Origin of the sequence: Sphingopyxis microcysteis (genome assembly GCF_012274265.1) — a bacterium.
In the GTDB taxonomy this organism is placed as follows: Bacteria; Pseudomonadota; Alphaproteobacteria; order Sphingomonadales; family Sphingomonadaceae; genus Sphingopyxis; species Sphingopyxis microcysteis.
Genome location: NZ_JAANYY010000004.1, coordinates 427438 through 442879, shown reverse-complemented (window position 1 = coordinate 442879; position 15442 = coordinate 427438). Strand labels below are relative to the sequence as shown.

18 protein-coding genes are annotated in these 15442 nt (G+C 65.4%); 10 read left to right on the top strand and 8 right to left on the bottom strand.

All coding sequences use genetic code 11. The annotated features are described in order from the left end of the window. Positions 1–2: 2 nt before the first annotated feature. Positions 3–1253 carry a putative DNA modification/repair radical SAM protein gene (locus tag G9408_RS13535; RefSeq protein ID WP_168454503.1) on the bottom strand — a complete coding sequence of 417 codons (1251 nt, stop codon included), beginning with the start codon at positions 1251–1253 and terminating at the stop codon, positions 3–5. Between the two features lie 50 nt (positions 1254–1303). After that, a complete protein-coding gene (locus G9408_RS13530) occupies positions 1304–2779 on the bottom strand; it encodes a sensor histidine kinase (RefSeq protein WP_235957800.1) in 1476 nt (491 codons plus the stop codon). Positions 2780–3031: 252 nt separating this feature from the next. On the opposite strand from G9408_RS13530, the gene G9408_RS13525 reads away from it, so the two are divergent. Next, positions 3032–3826 (top strand): response regulator, encoded by a 795-nt coding sequence (locus G9408_RS13525; protein WP_168454501.1) that lies wholly within the window; start codon positions 3032–3034, stop codon positions 3824–3826. A gap of 20 nt (positions 3827–3846) precedes the next feature. Here the strand turns inward: G9408_RS13525 and G9408_RS13520 are convergent, their stop codons facing one another. Beyond that, positions 3847–4401 (bottom strand): sigma-70 family RNA polymerase sigma factor, encoded by a 555-nt coding sequence (locus G9408_RS13520; protein ID WP_168454500.1) that lies wholly within the window; start codon positions 4399–4401, stop codon positions 3847–3849. Positions 4402–4575: 174 nt separating this feature from the next. Then, positions 4576–4983, bottom strand: coding sequence for a BLUF domain-containing protein (locus G9408_RS13515; RefSeq protein WP_168454499.1), 408 nt, complete (start codon positions 4981–4983; stop codon positions 4576–4578). A gap of 103 nt (positions 4984–5086) precedes the next feature. Here G9408_RS13515 and G9408_RS13510 point away from each other — a divergent pair, with 103 nt between their 5' ends. The 4 genes from G9408_RS13510 (at position 5087) to G9408_RS13495 (ending at position 8076) form a co-directional block, all read left to right on the top strand. Further along, positions 5087–5410: a NepR family anti-sigma factor gene (locus G9408_RS13510; protein ID WP_235957798.1), complete on the top strand. Its 324-nt coding sequence runs from the start codon at positions 5087–5089 to the stop codon at positions 5408–5410. Continuing rightward, positions 5410–6039: a sigma-70 family RNA polymerase sigma factor gene (locus G9408_RS13505; protein ID WP_168454498.1), complete on the top strand. Its 630-nt coding sequence runs from the start codon at positions 5410–5412 to the stop codon at positions 6037–6039. The genes G9408_RS13510 and G9408_RS13505 overlap by 1 nt, the downstream gene beginning before the upstream one ends. Before the next feature lie 69 nt (positions 6040–6108). Continuing rightward, positions 6109–7281: a PQQ-dependent sugar dehydrogenase gene (locus G9408_RS13500; RefSeq protein WP_168454497.1), complete on the top strand. Its 1173-nt coding sequence runs from the start codon at positions 6109–6111 to the stop codon at positions 7279–7281. 45 nt (positions 7282–7326) lie between these two features. Beyond that, the gene (locus tag G9408_RS13495; RefSeq protein WP_168454496.1) at positions 7327–8076 is read left to right on the top strand and encodes an esterase/lipase family protein; all 750 of its coding nucleotides are present in this window, start codon (positions 7327–7329) and stop codon (positions 8074–8076) included. Here the strand turns inward: G9408_RS13495 and G9408_RS13490 are convergent, their stop codons facing one another. Further along, the gene (locus G9408_RS13490; RefSeq protein ID WP_168454495.1) at positions 8077–8589 is read right to left on the bottom strand and encodes a GNAT family N-acetyltransferase; all 513 of its coding nucleotides are present in this window, start codon (positions 8587–8589) and stop codon (positions 8077–8079) included. A gap of 183 nt (positions 8590–8772) precedes the next feature. Next, entirely contained in the window at positions 8773–9276 is a 504-nt protein-coding gene (locus tag G9408_RS13485) for a GNAT family N-acetyltransferase (RefSeq protein ID WP_168454494.1), read from the bottom strand. Positions 9277–9328: 52 nt separating this feature from the next. Here G9408_RS13485 and G9408_RS13480 point away from each other — a divergent pair, with 52 nt between their 5' ends. The 4 genes from G9408_RS13480 to G9408_RS13465 all read left to right on the top strand — a co-directional run bounded on the left by G9408_RS13480 (position 9329) and on the right by G9408_RS13465 (position 12367). After that, positions 9329–9790, top strand: coding sequence for an Rrf2 family transcriptional regulator (locus G9408_RS13480; RefSeq protein WP_168454493.1), 462 nt, complete (start codon positions 9329–9331; stop codon positions 9788–9790). Beyond that, positions 9783–10478, top strand: a complete 696-nt coding sequence (locus tag G9408_RS13475; RefSeq protein ID WP_168454492.1) for a class I SAM-dependent methyltransferase — start codon at positions 9783–9785, stop codon at positions 10476–10478. Before G9408_RS13480 ends, G9408_RS13475 begins: the two co-directional genes overlap by 8 nt. Positions 10479–10572: 94 nt before the next feature. Beyond that, a complete protein-coding gene (locus tag G9408_RS13470; protein WP_168454491.1) occupies positions 10573–11895 on the top strand; it encodes a S41 family peptidase in 1323 nt (440 codons plus the stop codon). Then, on the top strand, positions 11879–12367 hold the full coding sequence (locus G9408_RS13465; RefSeq protein ID WP_168454490.1) for a MarR family winged helix-turn-helix transcriptional regulator: 489 nt from the start codon (positions 11879–11881) through the stop codon (positions 12365–12367). Before G9408_RS13470 ends, G9408_RS13465 begins: the two co-directional genes overlap by 17 nt. Here G9408_RS13465 and G9408_RS13460 read toward each other — a convergent pair. Continuing rightward, a complete protein-coding gene (locus tag G9408_RS13460) occupies positions 12364–12756 on the bottom strand; it encodes an acyl-CoA thioesterase (protein ID WP_168454489.1) in 393 nt (130 codons plus the stop codon). The two genes, G9408_RS13465 and G9408_RS13460, sit on opposite strands and share 4 nt — an antisense overlap. A 186-nt stretch (positions 12757–12942) precedes the next feature. Further along, positions 12943–14193, bottom strand: coding sequence for a threonine ammonia-lyase (locus tag G9408_RS13455; protein WP_168454488.1), 1251 nt, complete (start codon positions 14191–14193; stop codon positions 12943–12945). Positions 14194–14421: 228 nt separating this feature from the next. Here G9408_RS13455 and G9408_RS13450 point away from each other — a divergent pair, with 228 nt between their 5' ends. After that, positions 14422–15300, top strand: coding sequence for an NAD(P)-dependent oxidoreductase (locus G9408_RS13450; RefSeq protein ID WP_168454487.1), 879 nt, complete (start codon positions 14422–14424; stop codon positions 15298–15300). Positions 15301–15442: the final 142 nt, after the last annotated feature.

Genomic DNA, 15442 nt, shown 5'->3' with positions numbered 1-15442 from the left:
TCTCATAGCGCCAGCGACAATTGCTCGGCGGGCGGCGCAAAGCGCGCGCGCAGGCTGGCGCTGTCGGTCAGCGATCCCGGCCGCCAGTCGGGGGTGACGATGAACGGCAACAGCTTTTTCACCGAGGCGGTCAATTTGGCGAGATCGCCCAGCCTGAGTTTCCCCAGCCGCCGCGCCGCGACGATCCGGTCGACCGCGCGCGTCCCCAGCCCCGGCACGCGCAGCAGCATCTCGCGCGGGGCGCGATTGATATCGACCGGGAACGCTTCGCGCCGCTGGAGCGCCCAGGCGAGCTTGGGGTCGATCGCCAGGTCGAGCATACCCCCATTTGCGCCCTCCATGATCTCGGCGCGTTCGAAGCCGTAGAAGCGCAGCAGCCAGTCGGCCTGATACAGCCGATGTTCGCGCATCAACGGCGGCCGCACCGGCGGCAGGTCGCTGCTCGCATCGGGGATCGGGCTGTACGCCGAATAATAGACGCGGCGGAGGCGATAGCCCGAATAAAGGTTCGTCGCGGCCGCGAGAATGTCGTCGTCGCGCGATCCGTCGGCGCCGACAATCATCTGGGTCGATTGGCCCGCCGGGGCAAAACGCGGCGGATTTGCCTTTTTCAGCAGCCGCCCTTTCGCTGCTTCGATCGCATCGTCGGCGCCGACGCGCACCGATGCCATCGTCTTGCGGATCGTTTCGGGTTTCTTCTCGGGCGCAAAGCTCGACAGCCCCGCCTCGGTCGGCAATTCGACATTGGTCGACAGCCGGTCGGCATAAAGGCCCGCGAGCGCGATCAGGCCCGGATCGGCGCCCGCAATCGTCTTCAAATGGATATAGCCGCCGAAGCGATGCTCCTCGCGCAGGATGCGCGCCACCTCGACCAGCTGCTCCATCGTATAATCTTCGGACCGGATGATCCCCGACGACAGGAACAGCCCCTCGATATAATTGCGCTTGTAGAAATCGAGGGTCAACCGGACCACTTCCTGCGGATTGAACCGCGCGCGCGGCACATTGCTCGACGCCCGGTTGATGCAGAACCGGCAGTCATAGATACAGAAATTGGTGAGCAATATCTTGAGAAGCGAGATACAGCGGCCATCGGGCGCATAGCTGTGACAGATGCCCATGCCTTCGGTCGACCCGATGCCTTTGGTGCCGGTCGAATCGCGCTTCACCGTTCCCGACGACGCGCATGACGCGTCATATTTGGCGGCATCGGCCAAAATGCCGAGTTTTTCGAGAATCGCTTTTCCAGACATTTCCTACACATAGCATAGGAACATATCAGGAACAAATCACATCGCCGCGCTCAGGCGTCGCGCCACCGCGCCGGCAAGGTGATGTCGAGGACGAGTCCCGTCGGCTTCCAGTGCCGCTCGATCGTCCCGCCCAGATTGTTGCGGACGCTCCGTTCCATCAAGAGCGTGCCAAAACTGGTGCGTTCGGGCGGGCCGACCGGCGCATCGGTGCCGGTTTCCGTCCAGGTGAGCCGAAACAGTCGCGGATCGGCATCTTCGGGATCCTGCGTCCATTGCACGTCGACCTCGCCATTGGCGCCCGACAGCGCGCCATGCTTGACCGCATTGGTCGCGAGTTCGTTGAACACCAATGCCATCGCGACGAGGGCGTTTTCGGGAAGCAGGAGATCCGGTCCCGACCAGCGAATGCGCGGAAAGGCGGCTTCGACCTCGCGCAGCAGCGCGTGCATCGACCCGGTCATGAAATTGGCGCCGAGCAGCACATTTTGGGCGCGATTGAGCGCGTCGAGGCGGCCGGTGATCCGCTCGACATAATCGTCGACATCGGTCGCGGCATGACGGGTCAGCGAGATGATCGCGCTAACCGTCGCGAACAGGTTGCGCATCCGGTGATGCAGTTCGCGCATCAGCAGATTGGCATTTTCCTGACGGCTTTTCTGCTCGGTGATGTCGATGCTGATGCCGGTCAGGATCGCGTCGGTGGTGTTGACGTCCCAATCGGCGCGGACCGCGATCCAGCGCACCCCGCGTTCGGGGTGCTGAATGCGATATTCGGTCGCATAATGGGTGCCGCTTTCGACCGAGCCGCCCAGCACGCCGCGCACCATGTCGCGGTCGTCGGGCAGCAGCCGTTCCCAAAAACCTTCGATATCGGCCAGCGCAGTGGCGAAATCGGCGCCCCACAATTCGGCGACGGCGCCGCCCCATTCGATCGATCCGGTCCGCGCGTCGTAACGCCAGGTCGCGATACCCGAAAAATCGAGCGCCCGCTCGAGCGTCTGCCGCGCCTCGTCGCGCTGCGCGACGATGCGCCGCAGGTCGGCTTCGGCCATGATGATCGCGGCGAAATCTTCGAGCCGCTCCAACTCACGATCGTTCAACAAGGGGCGTTCCTTGCGATCGATCACGCATAAGGTGCCCAGGATCGCCCCGTTATAGGCGCGCAGCGGCACCCCCGCGTAAAAGCGAATGAACGGATCGCCGGTGACCAGCGGATTGTCGCGAAAGCGCGCATCGCCCAGCACGTCGGCGATCACCACCGGCCTGTCTTCGGCGATCACATATTGGCAAAAACTGATTTCGCGAGGCGTTTCGGGGACATCAAGGCCATAAGAGGATTTGAACCATTGCCGGCAATCGTCGACCAGCGACACCAGCGCGATCGGTGCATCGTAAAGGTCGGCGACCATCTTGGTCACGCGGTCGAACGCTTCCTCGGGATCGGTGTCCATGATCCGATATTCGCGAAGCGTATCGAGGCGCAGGCGCTCGGCCTGCTCCGGACTTGCATAACCACCGTCCGCCAACTGATGCCCCTCACCTCCGCCGGATCCTGTGGGCCGCTCTGCCATGAATATGGTCCCTACAAAAGTCTGTTTGCCATTGGAAACAGAAAGCGGCCCAATTCCACTGACTTACCGATGGCGGCGAAGCGTCCCGGCTGACTCTACGCATTGCGCGATGACAAGTTGCAGCGCTTCGTCGTGCATTTTTGACCCAAGGTTACGGAACCGTCGCCCGGCGGGGCGCGTATGATGGGCCAAAGCGGGAGGTAATATATGCCGTTGGGTGAAGAGCTTCGGGGACATTTGCCGTATCTGCGGCGCTACGCGCGCGCGCTGACGGGCAGCCAGCAGCATGGCGACAATTTTGTCCACACGACGCTGGAGGTGATCGTCGCCGCCCCGGACGAATTCAGCGCGGGCAACGGAACCCGCATCGACCTTTACCGCAATTTCCACCGCATCTGGGAAAGCGCCTATATCGACGATGGCGAGGGCGATGACGATGGCGAAGACCCGCTGGTTCGCGCCGCCAACCAGCGCCTCGCCCGCATCACCCCGCTGGGGCGGCAGATCCTGCTGCTGACCGCACTCGAGGGTTTTTCGGTCGCCGAGGCCGGGATCATCACCGGCACCGACCATGGCACCGTCGAAACTTTGCTCGCCGAGGCGGTCGGCGAACTGGACCGCGAATCGCGGACGTCGGTGCTGATCATCGAGGACGAACCGCTGATCGCGATGGAGCTCGAACAAATCGTCCGCGAACTGGGTCACACGGTCGCCGGGGTCGCCACCACCCATGCCGACGCGGTCGCCGCATTCGAGGCGACCGACGCGGGACTGGTGCTCGCCGATATCCAGCTTGCCGACGGATCGTCGGGGATCGACGCGGTGCAGGATATTCTGGCGATCGCGCCGGTGCCGGCGATCTTCATCACCGCCTTTCCCGAACGCCTGCTGACCGGCGGGCGCGTCGAGCCGACCTTCCTGATCTCGAAACCCTTCCGCGAGAATACCGTGCGCGCAGCGATCAGCCAGAGCCTGATGTTCACGCCGCAGCTGGCGGCGTAGCGAGGATTGGGGTCAGGATCCTAGTCGCGTCCCGGACCGTTCGCGGTCAGCTGGTCGACATCGTCCATGATCGACCCAAAGACGTCGCTCGACGCCAGTTCGTCCGCGCTGCGCAGCGGCATCGCGCCGCTTTCCAATATCGCTTGCAGCGCAGCACGCGCGCGCGACACGCGGCTTTTCATCGTCCCGACCGCGCAGTCGCAGATCGCCGCGCCTTCCTCATAGGACAGCTGTCCCGCGCCGATCAGCACCAGCGCCTCGCGCTGGTCGACGGGCAGCATCAACAGCGCGCGCTGGACATCGGCCAAATGCAGGCTGTCGTCCTGATCGTCGGGCGCCACCAGCAGCCGTTCGGCGGCCATTTCGTCATATTCGGCGGTGAATTTCTTGCGCCGCATCTGCGACAGGAAGCAGTTGCGCAGGATCACGAACGCCCAGCTTTTCATGCTGGCGGGCCCCGGCACATATTGCGCGCGCGCCTTCCAAGCCTTCAGCATCGTTTCCTGCACGAGGTCATCGGCCAGGTCGGCGTTGCCGCACAGGCTGCGGCCAAAGGCGCGCAAATGCGGCAACATGGCCGCCAGCTCGCGCTTGAAGCTGGCATCGTCGAGCGGCTGGTGATCGAGCGGCGGAGGCGTCAGGTCGTTGATAATCTAGCCTTAGTTTACGCAGAAGTCGTTGATATGCCCGTCAGGCTTAACGCGTCGCGCCCATGATGCAAACGAGAACCGCAGTGCGACACGAAAACGTCAGTCGGCGGGCCGCGTCCGGCGCCCCAACGCGATGAAATTTTCCATCATTAACGCATCCTGGGGGTCAAGCCGACCGCGCGCAACCACCTGCGCCAGATCATCGTCATGACTGCGGAACTCGGGGTCGTACAGCATCGTCCACTCGGCAAAGGCCCGTTCCGCGATTTCGCGGCGGCGAACCTCGACCATTCCGCTATGCCGCGGATCGTTGCGGATCACCGCCAGGCAGGCATCGACCTTGTCGCCCGGCCCTTCCAGCAATTGCAGGAAATTGTGGCCGTTGAAAATCAACGCGCCGGTCAAGGCATCGCGCTGATTGTTGCGACGGGCCTGGACGAGGAGGGCAGCAATATCCTGTTCGCCGATCAACGGATCGGCAACGCTGACATAGATAACGGAAAGCAAGCGACGTCCTCCAGCCTCCCGCCACGCGGGAAAGGCAAAGCATAACCCCTCGCCGCAAGCCTGGTCGCCTACGCGGCGGACCGGATAGGGCGGTTGTGACATCTTGGCAACGCTTTCGTCGCAAAAAACGCAACTGCCGGGAACCCGCAGCGCTTTTCGTCGTTGCTCCGACATGGCTACGCAAGGCAACAACAGGTCGAACGGCACGGGCACCCCGCCCCCGGGGGCTGATGCGCCAAATCGCAAGCAAGGAAGCTTTCCCGGGACGGACAGCGATGAATGGCATCGCACGCTGACCGGTCGTCAGGCACCCGAACCCGTCAGCGCCAAGCTGCGGATGATTTACGGCAATATCGTATCGGAACAATTGCCCGATCAAATGCTCGACCTCTTGTCGCAACTCGATCAGAAAAGTCCGAAGCGCTAATGGCCGCGCCCGCCGCTGCGGCGCCGACCGGCGGAAGCCTGTCCGACGCCGAATTCAAGGCATTGCTCGCCGCGGTCATCCCGCATCTGCGCGCCTATGGCCGCAGCCTGTCGGGCAACCCCGACCTCGCCGATGACCTGACGCAGGACACGATGGTCAAGGCATGGGCCTCGCGCGATCGTTTCGAGCGCGGCACATCGATCAAAGCGTGGACCTTCGTCATCCTGCGCAACACATTTCTGTCGCAGATGCGCCGCAACAAGTTCGTCGGCGAATATGACGAAACGGCGGTCGAACGCACGATGTCGACCCCGGCCAGCCAGGAAGACAGCGGCGAAATGGCCGACCTGCAACGCGGACTGATGGAATTGCCGCAGGACCAGCGCGAGGCGCTGATCCTGGTCGGCGCGGGCGGCATGTCGTATGAAGAGGCCGCCAGCATCTGCGACTGCGCGCTCGGCACGATGAAGAGCCGCGTATCACGCGCGCGCACCGCGCTCGAGGAAATCATGAACAGCGGCCAATTCTCGCAGAAGCGCGCCGACGCGCCGCCCGCCAGCGAGGCCGTCGATGCGATCATGGACAGCGTCGAGACGATCACCGCGCGGCGTGAGGCGGCAAACCGTTAAGCCCTCTCGACTTTGCCGCATTGCCGCGCCAGATTGGCACATCCCTCCTAGCAAAGCGAGCTTCTGTCCATGAAATCACTGCCGCTCCTCGCCATCGCCGCCGCGCTTGCGGCAGGCGCTTGCTCGGCCACCACGGCCTCAAGCCAGGCCGCCGACCCCGCCGCGCTCGATGCTTCTGGTGAGCACCCGGCGACCCCGGTCGCCGATGCGCCGTTCACCGTAGAGGAGGTGGCCAGCTTCAATGAACCCTGGGCGATGACCTTCATCCCTGGCACCCGGGCCGCACTGATCACCGAAAAATCGGGCAAGCTGAAACTCTGGCAAGAAAATGGCCCGACGCTCGATGTCGCGGGCGTTCCGGCGGTGGCCTATGGCGGCCAGGGCGGATTGGGTGACGTCATCGTCGCGCCCGATTTCGCGACGAGCGGGACCGTCTATCTGAGCTGGGTCGAACCCGGCGCCGGGGACACTGCCGGCGCGGTCGTCGGCATGGCGAAGCTGGTGCAGGGCGCCGCACCGCGGCTGGAGGGGCTGAAAACGATCTGGTCGCAGTCGCCCAAGGTCAGCGGCAAAGGCCATTATTCGCACCGCCTCGCCTTTTCGCCCGACGGGCAATATCTTTTCATCGGATCGGGCGATCGGCAAAAGATGGAACCGGCGCAGGACAAGAGCGGCACGCTGGGCAAGATCGTCCGGCTCAAACCCGATGGCAGCGTGCCCAGCGACAATCCGTTCGCGGCCGCGGGCGGCGTCACGGCCCAGATCTGGTCGCTCGGCCACCGCAACATCCTTGGCCTGACCTTCGACGGCGCGGGCAAGCTGTGGAACCAGGAAATGGGGCCGCGCCACGGCGATGAAATCAACCTTGTCGAACGCAGCGCCAACTATGGCTGGCCGGTGGTGTCGAACGGCGACCATTATAATGGCAGCGCGATCCCCGACCACCCGACGCGGCCCGAATTTGCGGCGCCGAAGCTGTGGTGGAACCCCGCAGTCTCGCCCGGCGGCCTCGCATGGTACGGCGGCGACCTCTATCCCGGCTGGAAGAACAGCCTGCTGATGGGGGCGCTTTCGGGCGAAGGCCTCGTCCGCGCCAGCATCGATGGCGAGCGGCTGAGCAAGGCCGATCGCTGGGACTTCGGCACCCGCATCCGCGAGGTCGAGGTGCGCGATGACGGAACCGTATGGCTGCTGACCGATGGCGAGAATGGCAAGCTGGTCAAGCTGGTTCCGAAGCGCTGAACCCAAACCCTCCTTTCGCGGGAGGGACGGTGATAGGGTTTTGCCATGATCCGCGGCTTCCTCACCCGGCGCGCCGAATGGCCCGCGCGCATTCCCGATCCCGACGCGCTGCCGCCGCTGGGGCTGCTGTGGCGCGAAGTGACAAGCCTCGCGCGTGCGCTGTGGGGGCGCATCCGGCCGATGCCCGCCGAGGCCAATCCCGACAGCGATCATCCGCCGGTGATGGTGCTGCCGGGGTTCCTGTCGGGCGACTGGGCGACCAAGGCGCTGCGCGCCGACCTGCGCCGCGCGGGCTTTCGCTGCTACGCCTGGGGGCTCGGCTTCAACCGCGGCGCCACCCCCGACATCATCGAGCGGATCGACAGCCGCGTGCAATGGATCATCGATCGCACCGGTCAGGCTCCCGCGCTGGTCGGCTGGAGCCTTGGCGGCATTTACGCGCGCGAATATGCCAAGCATCACCCGCACAAGGTCGCGCGCATCGTCACCCTCGGCTCGCCCTTTTCGGGCAGCCGCCGCGCCAATCGCGCCTGGCGCCTCTACCACCTCGTCGCGCGCCATCCGGTCGACAATCCGCCGATCGACTTCCACCCCGCCCCGCGCCCCGAAATGCCGACCTTTGCCTTGTGGTCGGCCTATGACGGCGTCGTCGCGGTGGGCAGCGCGCGCGGCCAGCCGCACGAAAGCGATCGCCAGGTCGAGGTCGATTGCGGCCATATGGGCTTTGCCTATGCACCGACGTCGGTGGCGGCGATCGTCAAGGCGCTGAAAGAAGATGTGGCGCGCGCGGATTGATCAGCAGACGTCGATCCCGGCACCGGGGCGCCATTTCATCACCTTGCGCCCGGACCGCCGCCCCGCCTGCCCCGTCGCCAGAAACCCGATCCGGCGCAGCAGCGCGCGCGAGCGTTCGTTGTTCGGATGGCATTCGGCGATGATCGCAGCGCTAGGGCGCGACGCCGCGATTTCGCGCACGACCGCCTCGACCGCCTCGGTCGCCAGTCCCTGCCCGCGCGCAGACGCCGCGAACCAGTAACCGACCTCGACCATCTGCGCATCGCGGCGGTGGACCCCGATCACGCCGTGCAGCCGCCCGCCGCTGCGGTCGCGCACCGCATGGAACACGTCGCCGCCGCCCGACCCCGCGATCAACGCGCGCGCGTCGGCCGCGGTGAAGGGCGCGGGCAGGAAATCGACGCGATCGGTCACCGAAGCGTCAGTGATGGCGGCCAGCGCCGCGGCATCGTCGGCGTGCAAGGGCGCGATGCGGCACCGCGCGGTCGAAAGGGCAAGCAAAGTGTCGGTCATGTCGCGTCTTCTTCAAAAAAAAACGCGCCGCAGCCGGGGATCATGGTTTGATGATGTGATGACAACCATTCGCCTTCCGGTCACGGCGGCGATGGTCAAAGGTGATGCCATGCCGCCCCTAGGTAAAGGAGCGCCAATATGCCTTGAATCGGGTGGATCGGTTGCTGGTCATCGTCGGCGGGGCTAATCGCTCGGTCGCTGCGGGTCAAGCATGCGGTACATGACCAGCGCATCGACCAGGCCGTGCGCCGGATGCGCGAAGGAGCCCGGCAACCGCCCGACAGTCTCGAACCCCAGCGACTGCCAAAGGCGTACCGCGCGATCGTTGGTCGCGACGACGAAGTTGAATTGCATCGCGCGGAAACCGCGATCGCGCGCTTCGGTCAGGCTATGCTCGGCCATCGCCCGCGCGACCCCGCGCCCCGTGGCCGATGCCGCGGTCATATAGCCGCAGTTCGCGACGTGCGCACCGCCGCCCGCCCGGTTGGCGTGGAGATAATAGGTGCCGACAATGGCACCCCCCGCTTCGGCAACGAACACCGCCTTCCCCACACCGAACCAATAGGCGATCGCCTCCGCCTCGGTCATGTCGCGATCGAGCGTGTAGGTTTCGCCGGCGCGGATCGTGGGGCCGATGATCGCCCAGATTGCGGCGGCATCGGCGGACGTGGCGGGGCGGATCTGCATATTCCGGCCTCTATCGATTGACAGGGCGATTTCACGTATTATTTAAAGTTACATGAAACGCGACAGCCGACTTTCGGGCGTACTCCACGTCCTCCTCCATATGGCCGAGCGGCGCGATCCGATGACGTCGGAGGCGCTGGCGCAGGCGATGCAGACGCATCCCGTGGTGATCCGCCGCATCCTCGGCGGTTTGCGCGATGCGGGGTTCGTCCGCTCCGAAAAGGGCCATGGCGGCGGGTGGACGATCCAGCGCGCGCTTGGCGATATCACAATGCGCGACATCTATGACGCGATCGGCCGCCCCGCGCTGATGGCGATGGGCCACCGCACCGACGCGCCCGGATGCCTGGTCGAGCAGGCGGTCAACGCGGCGCTCGACACCAGCTTTCGCGACGCGGAGGCGTTGCTGCTCGCACGGTTCGCGCAAGTGACGCTCGCCGAACTCGCCGCCGACTTCCACGCCCGCATGGCGGCGCGCCCGGCGACGTCCGTAAAGGATCATATTCATGGCTGACGGCGCCCAGCATTTCCTCGACCATTTCAACGATGCCGATGCGGTTGCGCGCTACGCCGACGGCCCGCGCCGCTTCGTTCCCGGCTTCGACGCGCTGCATCGGATGACCGGGCTGCTGCTCGCCGAACGCGTGCCCGCCGACGCGCGCATTCTCGTGCTCGGGGCTGGCGGCGGCCTCGAGCTCAAGGCGATGGCCGAGGCCTATCCCGGCTGGACCTTCACCGGCGTCGATCCGGCAGCCGCGATGCTGCGCCTTGCCGCGCACACGCTTGGCGCCAACGCCGATCGCGCCGAACTGATCGAGGGCTATATTGACGACGCGCCTCCTGGCCCCTTCGATGGCGCCGTCTGCCTGCTCACCCTGCATTTCCTCGCCGCCGACGAGCGCGTCCGGACCGCGGCCCAAATCCGCGCGCGGTTGAAACCCGGCGCGCCATTCGTCGCCGCGCATGGCAGCTTCCCGCAAGGCCCGGACGAACGCGACCGCTGGCTCGATCGCTACGCGTCCTATGCCATCGCCTCGGGCGCCGACCCCGACCAGACCAACACCGCCCGCGCCGCCGTCGCCGCGCATGTCGCGATGTTGAGCCCGGAGGCGGACGAAGCCGTCTTGCGCGACGCAGGCTTTACCGGCGTCGAGCAATTCTATGGGGCGTTCACCTGGCGCGGCTGGGTCGCCTACGCCTGACGCACAGCCGTTTTCGCGCTTGCCTGTGCGGGTTATACAATATATTGCGCAATATATTGTATAACTGAGTCACGGGTGAATATTGATGCTTCCCATGAGAAAGTTCGGATCGGCTGCGGTTGTTGCGGCCGCGTGGCTACTCGGCGTCGGCGCCACCGGCGAGGCGCCGTTGACGCCCGCCGACCGGCAACGGGTGGTCGAGCAGCTTGGGCAAACATTGGAGGCCAATTACGTCTTTGCCGACAAGGCCAAGACGCTCGCCGCCACGCTGCGCGCCAATCTCGACAAGGGCGACTATGATGGCGCGCAGGACAAGGCCGCACTCGCGCAGGCGCTGACCAAAGATCTGGTCGCGGCCAGCAACGACCTCCATTTCTTCGTCGGCGTCGATCCGAAGTTCGCCGCCGACTATGCCGCGCGGAAAGATCCCACGCGCGCCGCCGAATTGCGCGAAACCGACCGGCGGGACGAGGCACGCAAAAATTTCGGCTTCACTGAGCTGCGCCGGCTCGAGGGCAATATTGCCTATGTCGGAATGTCGCACTTCGCCGACCCCGAACTCGGCCATGACGCGGCGGCCGCCGCGATGCGCTTTATCGAGAATAGCGACGCGGTCATCTATGACATGCGCTACAATAATGGCGGGCATCTTGAGATGGCGCAGCTGCTTGCGAGCCAGCTGTTCCGCGCCGACAAGGATCAGGAGCTGTTCGATTATTATTACACCGACGATGGCCGCCGCGTCGCCCGCGGCCAATGGGTGCTCCCCGCCCTTCCCGCCAAACGCCTGACCGGCAAACCCGTCTATGTGCTGACGTCCTCGACCAGCTTTTCGGCGGCGGAATGGTTCGGCTATTCGCTGCAAAAGCTCGGCCGCGCGACGCTGGTCGGCGAGCGCACGGCGGGCGGCGCGCACCCGGTCGACCGCAAGCCGGTGGGGACCGACTTTTTCGTCCAGGTGCCGATCGGCCAGATCCACGACCCCGTCGATCGCGGCGATTTCGAAGGGCGCGGCGTCACTCCCGATCATCGGGTAACATCCGCCGACGCGCTGATCGTCGCGCATCGCATGGCGATGGCGGACGTCGCAAAGGCCGATCCCGCGAAACAGGCCGACGCCGACTGGTTCGCGCCGACGCTTGCCGCGCGCGCCAAGGCGGTCCAGCTGACGCCCGCCGACATGAGGGCAGTCGCCGGACGCTATGATGGTCCGCAGGTCGCCATGGCGGACGGCAAGCTGCTCTACACCTGGCGCGAGCGTTTCCGTGCCACGCTCGAACCGCTCGGCGATGATCTTTTCGCCGTCGAGGGCGTCAGCGATTTCCGCTTCCGTGTTGTGCGCAAGGCGGGCAAGGTCATCGCGCTCGAACGCATCAACCGCGATGGAACGACCGACAGCTATGCCCGCCTCGACTGACCGCGCAGCCGACCTCGACGACATATCGTTCCTCGGTCGGCTCAGCGAGGCCTTGAGCCAGACGATCGAGGACCAGACGCGCGAGCTGTTCGATGCGGCGGGCATCGTCATCCCGGTGCGATCCTGCTCGCTGCTCACCGCGCTGCGGCAGGCGGGGGAGGCGTCGGCGGCGGAGCTGGCGCGAACGCTGGGGCAGTCGCACCAGCTGGTGATCCAGAAATGCCCGGCGCTGATTCGCCTCGGCCTGATAACCCAGCATCCCGATCCGGCCGACGCGCGCCGCAAGCTGTTTCGCCTGACCGAAAAGGGACAGGCCCAAATGGCGATGCAAGACCGATATAGCGAAGAAATTTCCGAGGTGTACCGACGACTCTTCGAAGAGACCGGCGATGTGCATGCGATGATATTGAAAACCTTGCGGGCGCTCAAAGAGCGGCCGCTTCGCGAACGCACGCCGCCACAATCCCGCTAATCGAGGAACGGCGCCACCACTTCGGCGGTCACGCGCAGCGGCCGCCCGCTCGCCTTGTCGAGCAGCGCCCACACCGTCCGTGCCCGCACATGCACCTTGCCGTCGGCGCCGGTGAACTCCATGAACCGGTCGAACTTCGCCCCCTGCGGCGTGTCGGCGACCCACGTCCGCGCGGTCACCGTTTCGCCGGGACCAAGCGCGCGCAGATAGTCGATCTCGTGCCGCACCACGACCCAGACATAGGCGTCCTTATGGCTTTGCGGCGCCGCGGCGTCCCAATGCCCGGTCGCGACCTGCTGGATCCACTGGACCCAGACCGCATTGTTGACATGGCCGAGTTCGTCGATGGCGTCGGGGGTGGCGGTGAGTTGGAGGGTGAAGGATTTCATTGGGGTCATATCCTCTACGCCCTCCCCTTCAGGGGAGGGCAACGAGACTTACGAACTTGTTCGTTAGTCGCAGCGGGTGGGGCCCGCGGCCTTGCGCAAGGCCGCTGGCCCCCACCCCACTACGACTAGGCAGCAAGCTGCCAAGTCTTCGTTGCCCCTCCCCTGAAGGGGAGGGGCATATTGCGTTTAAGCCAACTCCACCGTGGTCACCATATACCCCGCATCGCGCAGCGAGGCGACAAGGCTGTCGAGATGTTCGCGGTCGCGCGCTTCGCATTCGATATCGGTGATCAGCCCCTTGGCAGGCAAGGTCGTGAAGATGCGCTGGTGATAGATTTCGATGATGTTGACCTGTTTCTCGTCGAACAGCTTCATCACCTTGAACAACGCGCCCGGTCGATCCTGCAAGCGGATGCGCAGCCGCGCGATGCGGCCCGAGCGCGCGAGGTCGCGCAGCAACACGTTCGCGAGCAGCCGCGTGTCGATATTGCCGCCGGTGAGCACAAGCCCGACCTTGCGCCCCGCAAACTCCTCCGGATGCGCGAGCATCGCCGCGAGTCCTGCCGCGCCCGCGCCCTCAACCACCGTCTTTTCGATCTGGAGCAGCAGGCTCACCGCCCGCTCCAGATGCCGTTCGGCGACGAGCACGATGTCGTCGTTAAGTTCGGCAACGAGCTTGCGGGTGTAGGACCCCGGTTCCTTGACCGCGATGCCCTCGGCCAGCGTGTCGCCCTCGCACGCCATGTCGACACCGTTCAACTCGGCATACATCGACGGATATAGTTCGGCCTGCACGCCAACCAGCCGCATGTCGTTCTTGATCCCGCGCGCCGCGGTGCCCATGCCCGCAAGCAGCCCGCCGCCGCCGATCGGCACGATGAGGGTATCAAGCTCGGGCACGTCCTCGAGCATTTCGAGCGCAACCGTCCCCTGCCCCGCCGCGACGTGCGGATGGTCGAAGGGGTGGACAAAGGTCAGCCCGCGCTCGACCTCCAGCAGCCGCGCATGGGCATAGGCGTCGTCGAACGTCTCGCCGTGCAGCACGATCGTCGCGCCGTGGCTCGCGGTCTGCGACACTTTCACCTGCGGCGTGGTCTTGGGCATCACGATCGTCACCGGCACGCCCAGCCTTTTGCCATGATAGGCCAGCCCTTGCGCATGATTGCCCGCCGATGCGGCGATCGCACCGCGGGCCTTGGCTTCCTCGCTCAGCAACAGCAGGGCATTCAAGGCGCCGCGTTCCTTGTACGCCGCGGTGAATTGCAGATTCTCGAACTTCAGCCACACATCGGCGCCGACCAGCTCCGAAAGCGTCTGCGACTTCAGCGTCGGCGTGCGCACCACCGCGCCATCAATTCGCTCCGCCGCCGCGCGCACATCGTCCAATGTGATCGCCGGCAAATCGGCGGCGGGCGTCAGAGTCAGGTGATCGGTCATAGCGTTGCGGCCCTAACGGCAAGGGCAGCGAAGGGAAAGGCCTTCTTGCGCCCTCCCCTTCAGGGGAGGGCAGCGAAACTTGGCAGCTTGCTGCCTAGTTGCAGCGGGTGGGGGCCATCGGCCTTGCGCAAGGCCGATGGCCCCCACCCCAACCCCTCCCCTGAAGGGGAGGGGCTTGATTGTGCTGCTCGCTCTGGCACCCCCTCAAAACAATGCTATGGACCGAGCATGAGCGAACAAAAATTGCGCATCAGCTTCATCGGCACCGGCGTCATGGGCGGTCCGATGGCGGGGCATCTTGCGAAAGCGGGCCATGACCTCACCGTCTATAACCGCACGCGCGCCAAGGCCGACGCCTGGGTCGCGGCGCATGGCGGCAAGGCGGCGGCGACCCCGGCGGAGGCGGCGCAGGACGCCGATGTCGTGCTGACCTGCGTCGGCAACGACGATGATCTGGCGCAGGTGACGCTGGGGCGCGACGGGGCGTTCCGCGCGATGCGCAAAGGCGCCTTGTTTATCGACCATACCACGGTATCGGCGCGGATCGCCCGCCAGCTGTCGGTCGAGGCCGACGGGCTTGGCCTGCTGTGCGTCGATGCGCCGGTGTCGGGCGGCGAAGCGGGGGCGCAGAACGGCACGCTGTCGATCATGTGCGGCGGGACCAGGGCGGCGTTCGCGGCCGCCGAGCCGGTGATGCAGGCCTATGCCGCGCGCATGGTTCATATCGGCGGCCCCGGCGCGGGGCAGACGACCAAGATGGTCAACCAGATCGCGATCGCCGGGGTGCTGCAAGGCCTGTCCGAAGCGCTGCGCTTTGCGCAGGCGTCGAAGCTCGACACCGACAAGGTGTTCGAGGCGGTGTCGGGCGGCGCGGCGGCGAGCTGGCAGATGCTCAACCGCTGGGACACGATGGCCAAGGACGAGTTCGACTTTGGCTTTGCGGTCGACTGGATGCGCAAGGACCTCGGCCTCGCGCTCGACGAAGCGCGCTCGAACGGCGCGACGATCCCCGTCGCCGCGATCGTCGATCAATTCTACGCCGATGTGCAAAAGGCCGGACATGGCCGCCGCGACACCAGCTCACTCGTAACAAGGTTGCCGAAATGAACCGACTTCAAAAATTCGCCCTCCCCTTCAGGGGAGGGCAGCGAGACTTGGCAGCTTGCTGCCTAGTCGCAGCGGGTGAGGGCCAGTGGCCTCACGCCACGCCGCGGGCCCCCACCCCAACCCAGCGTCGGGTGAACAGTCC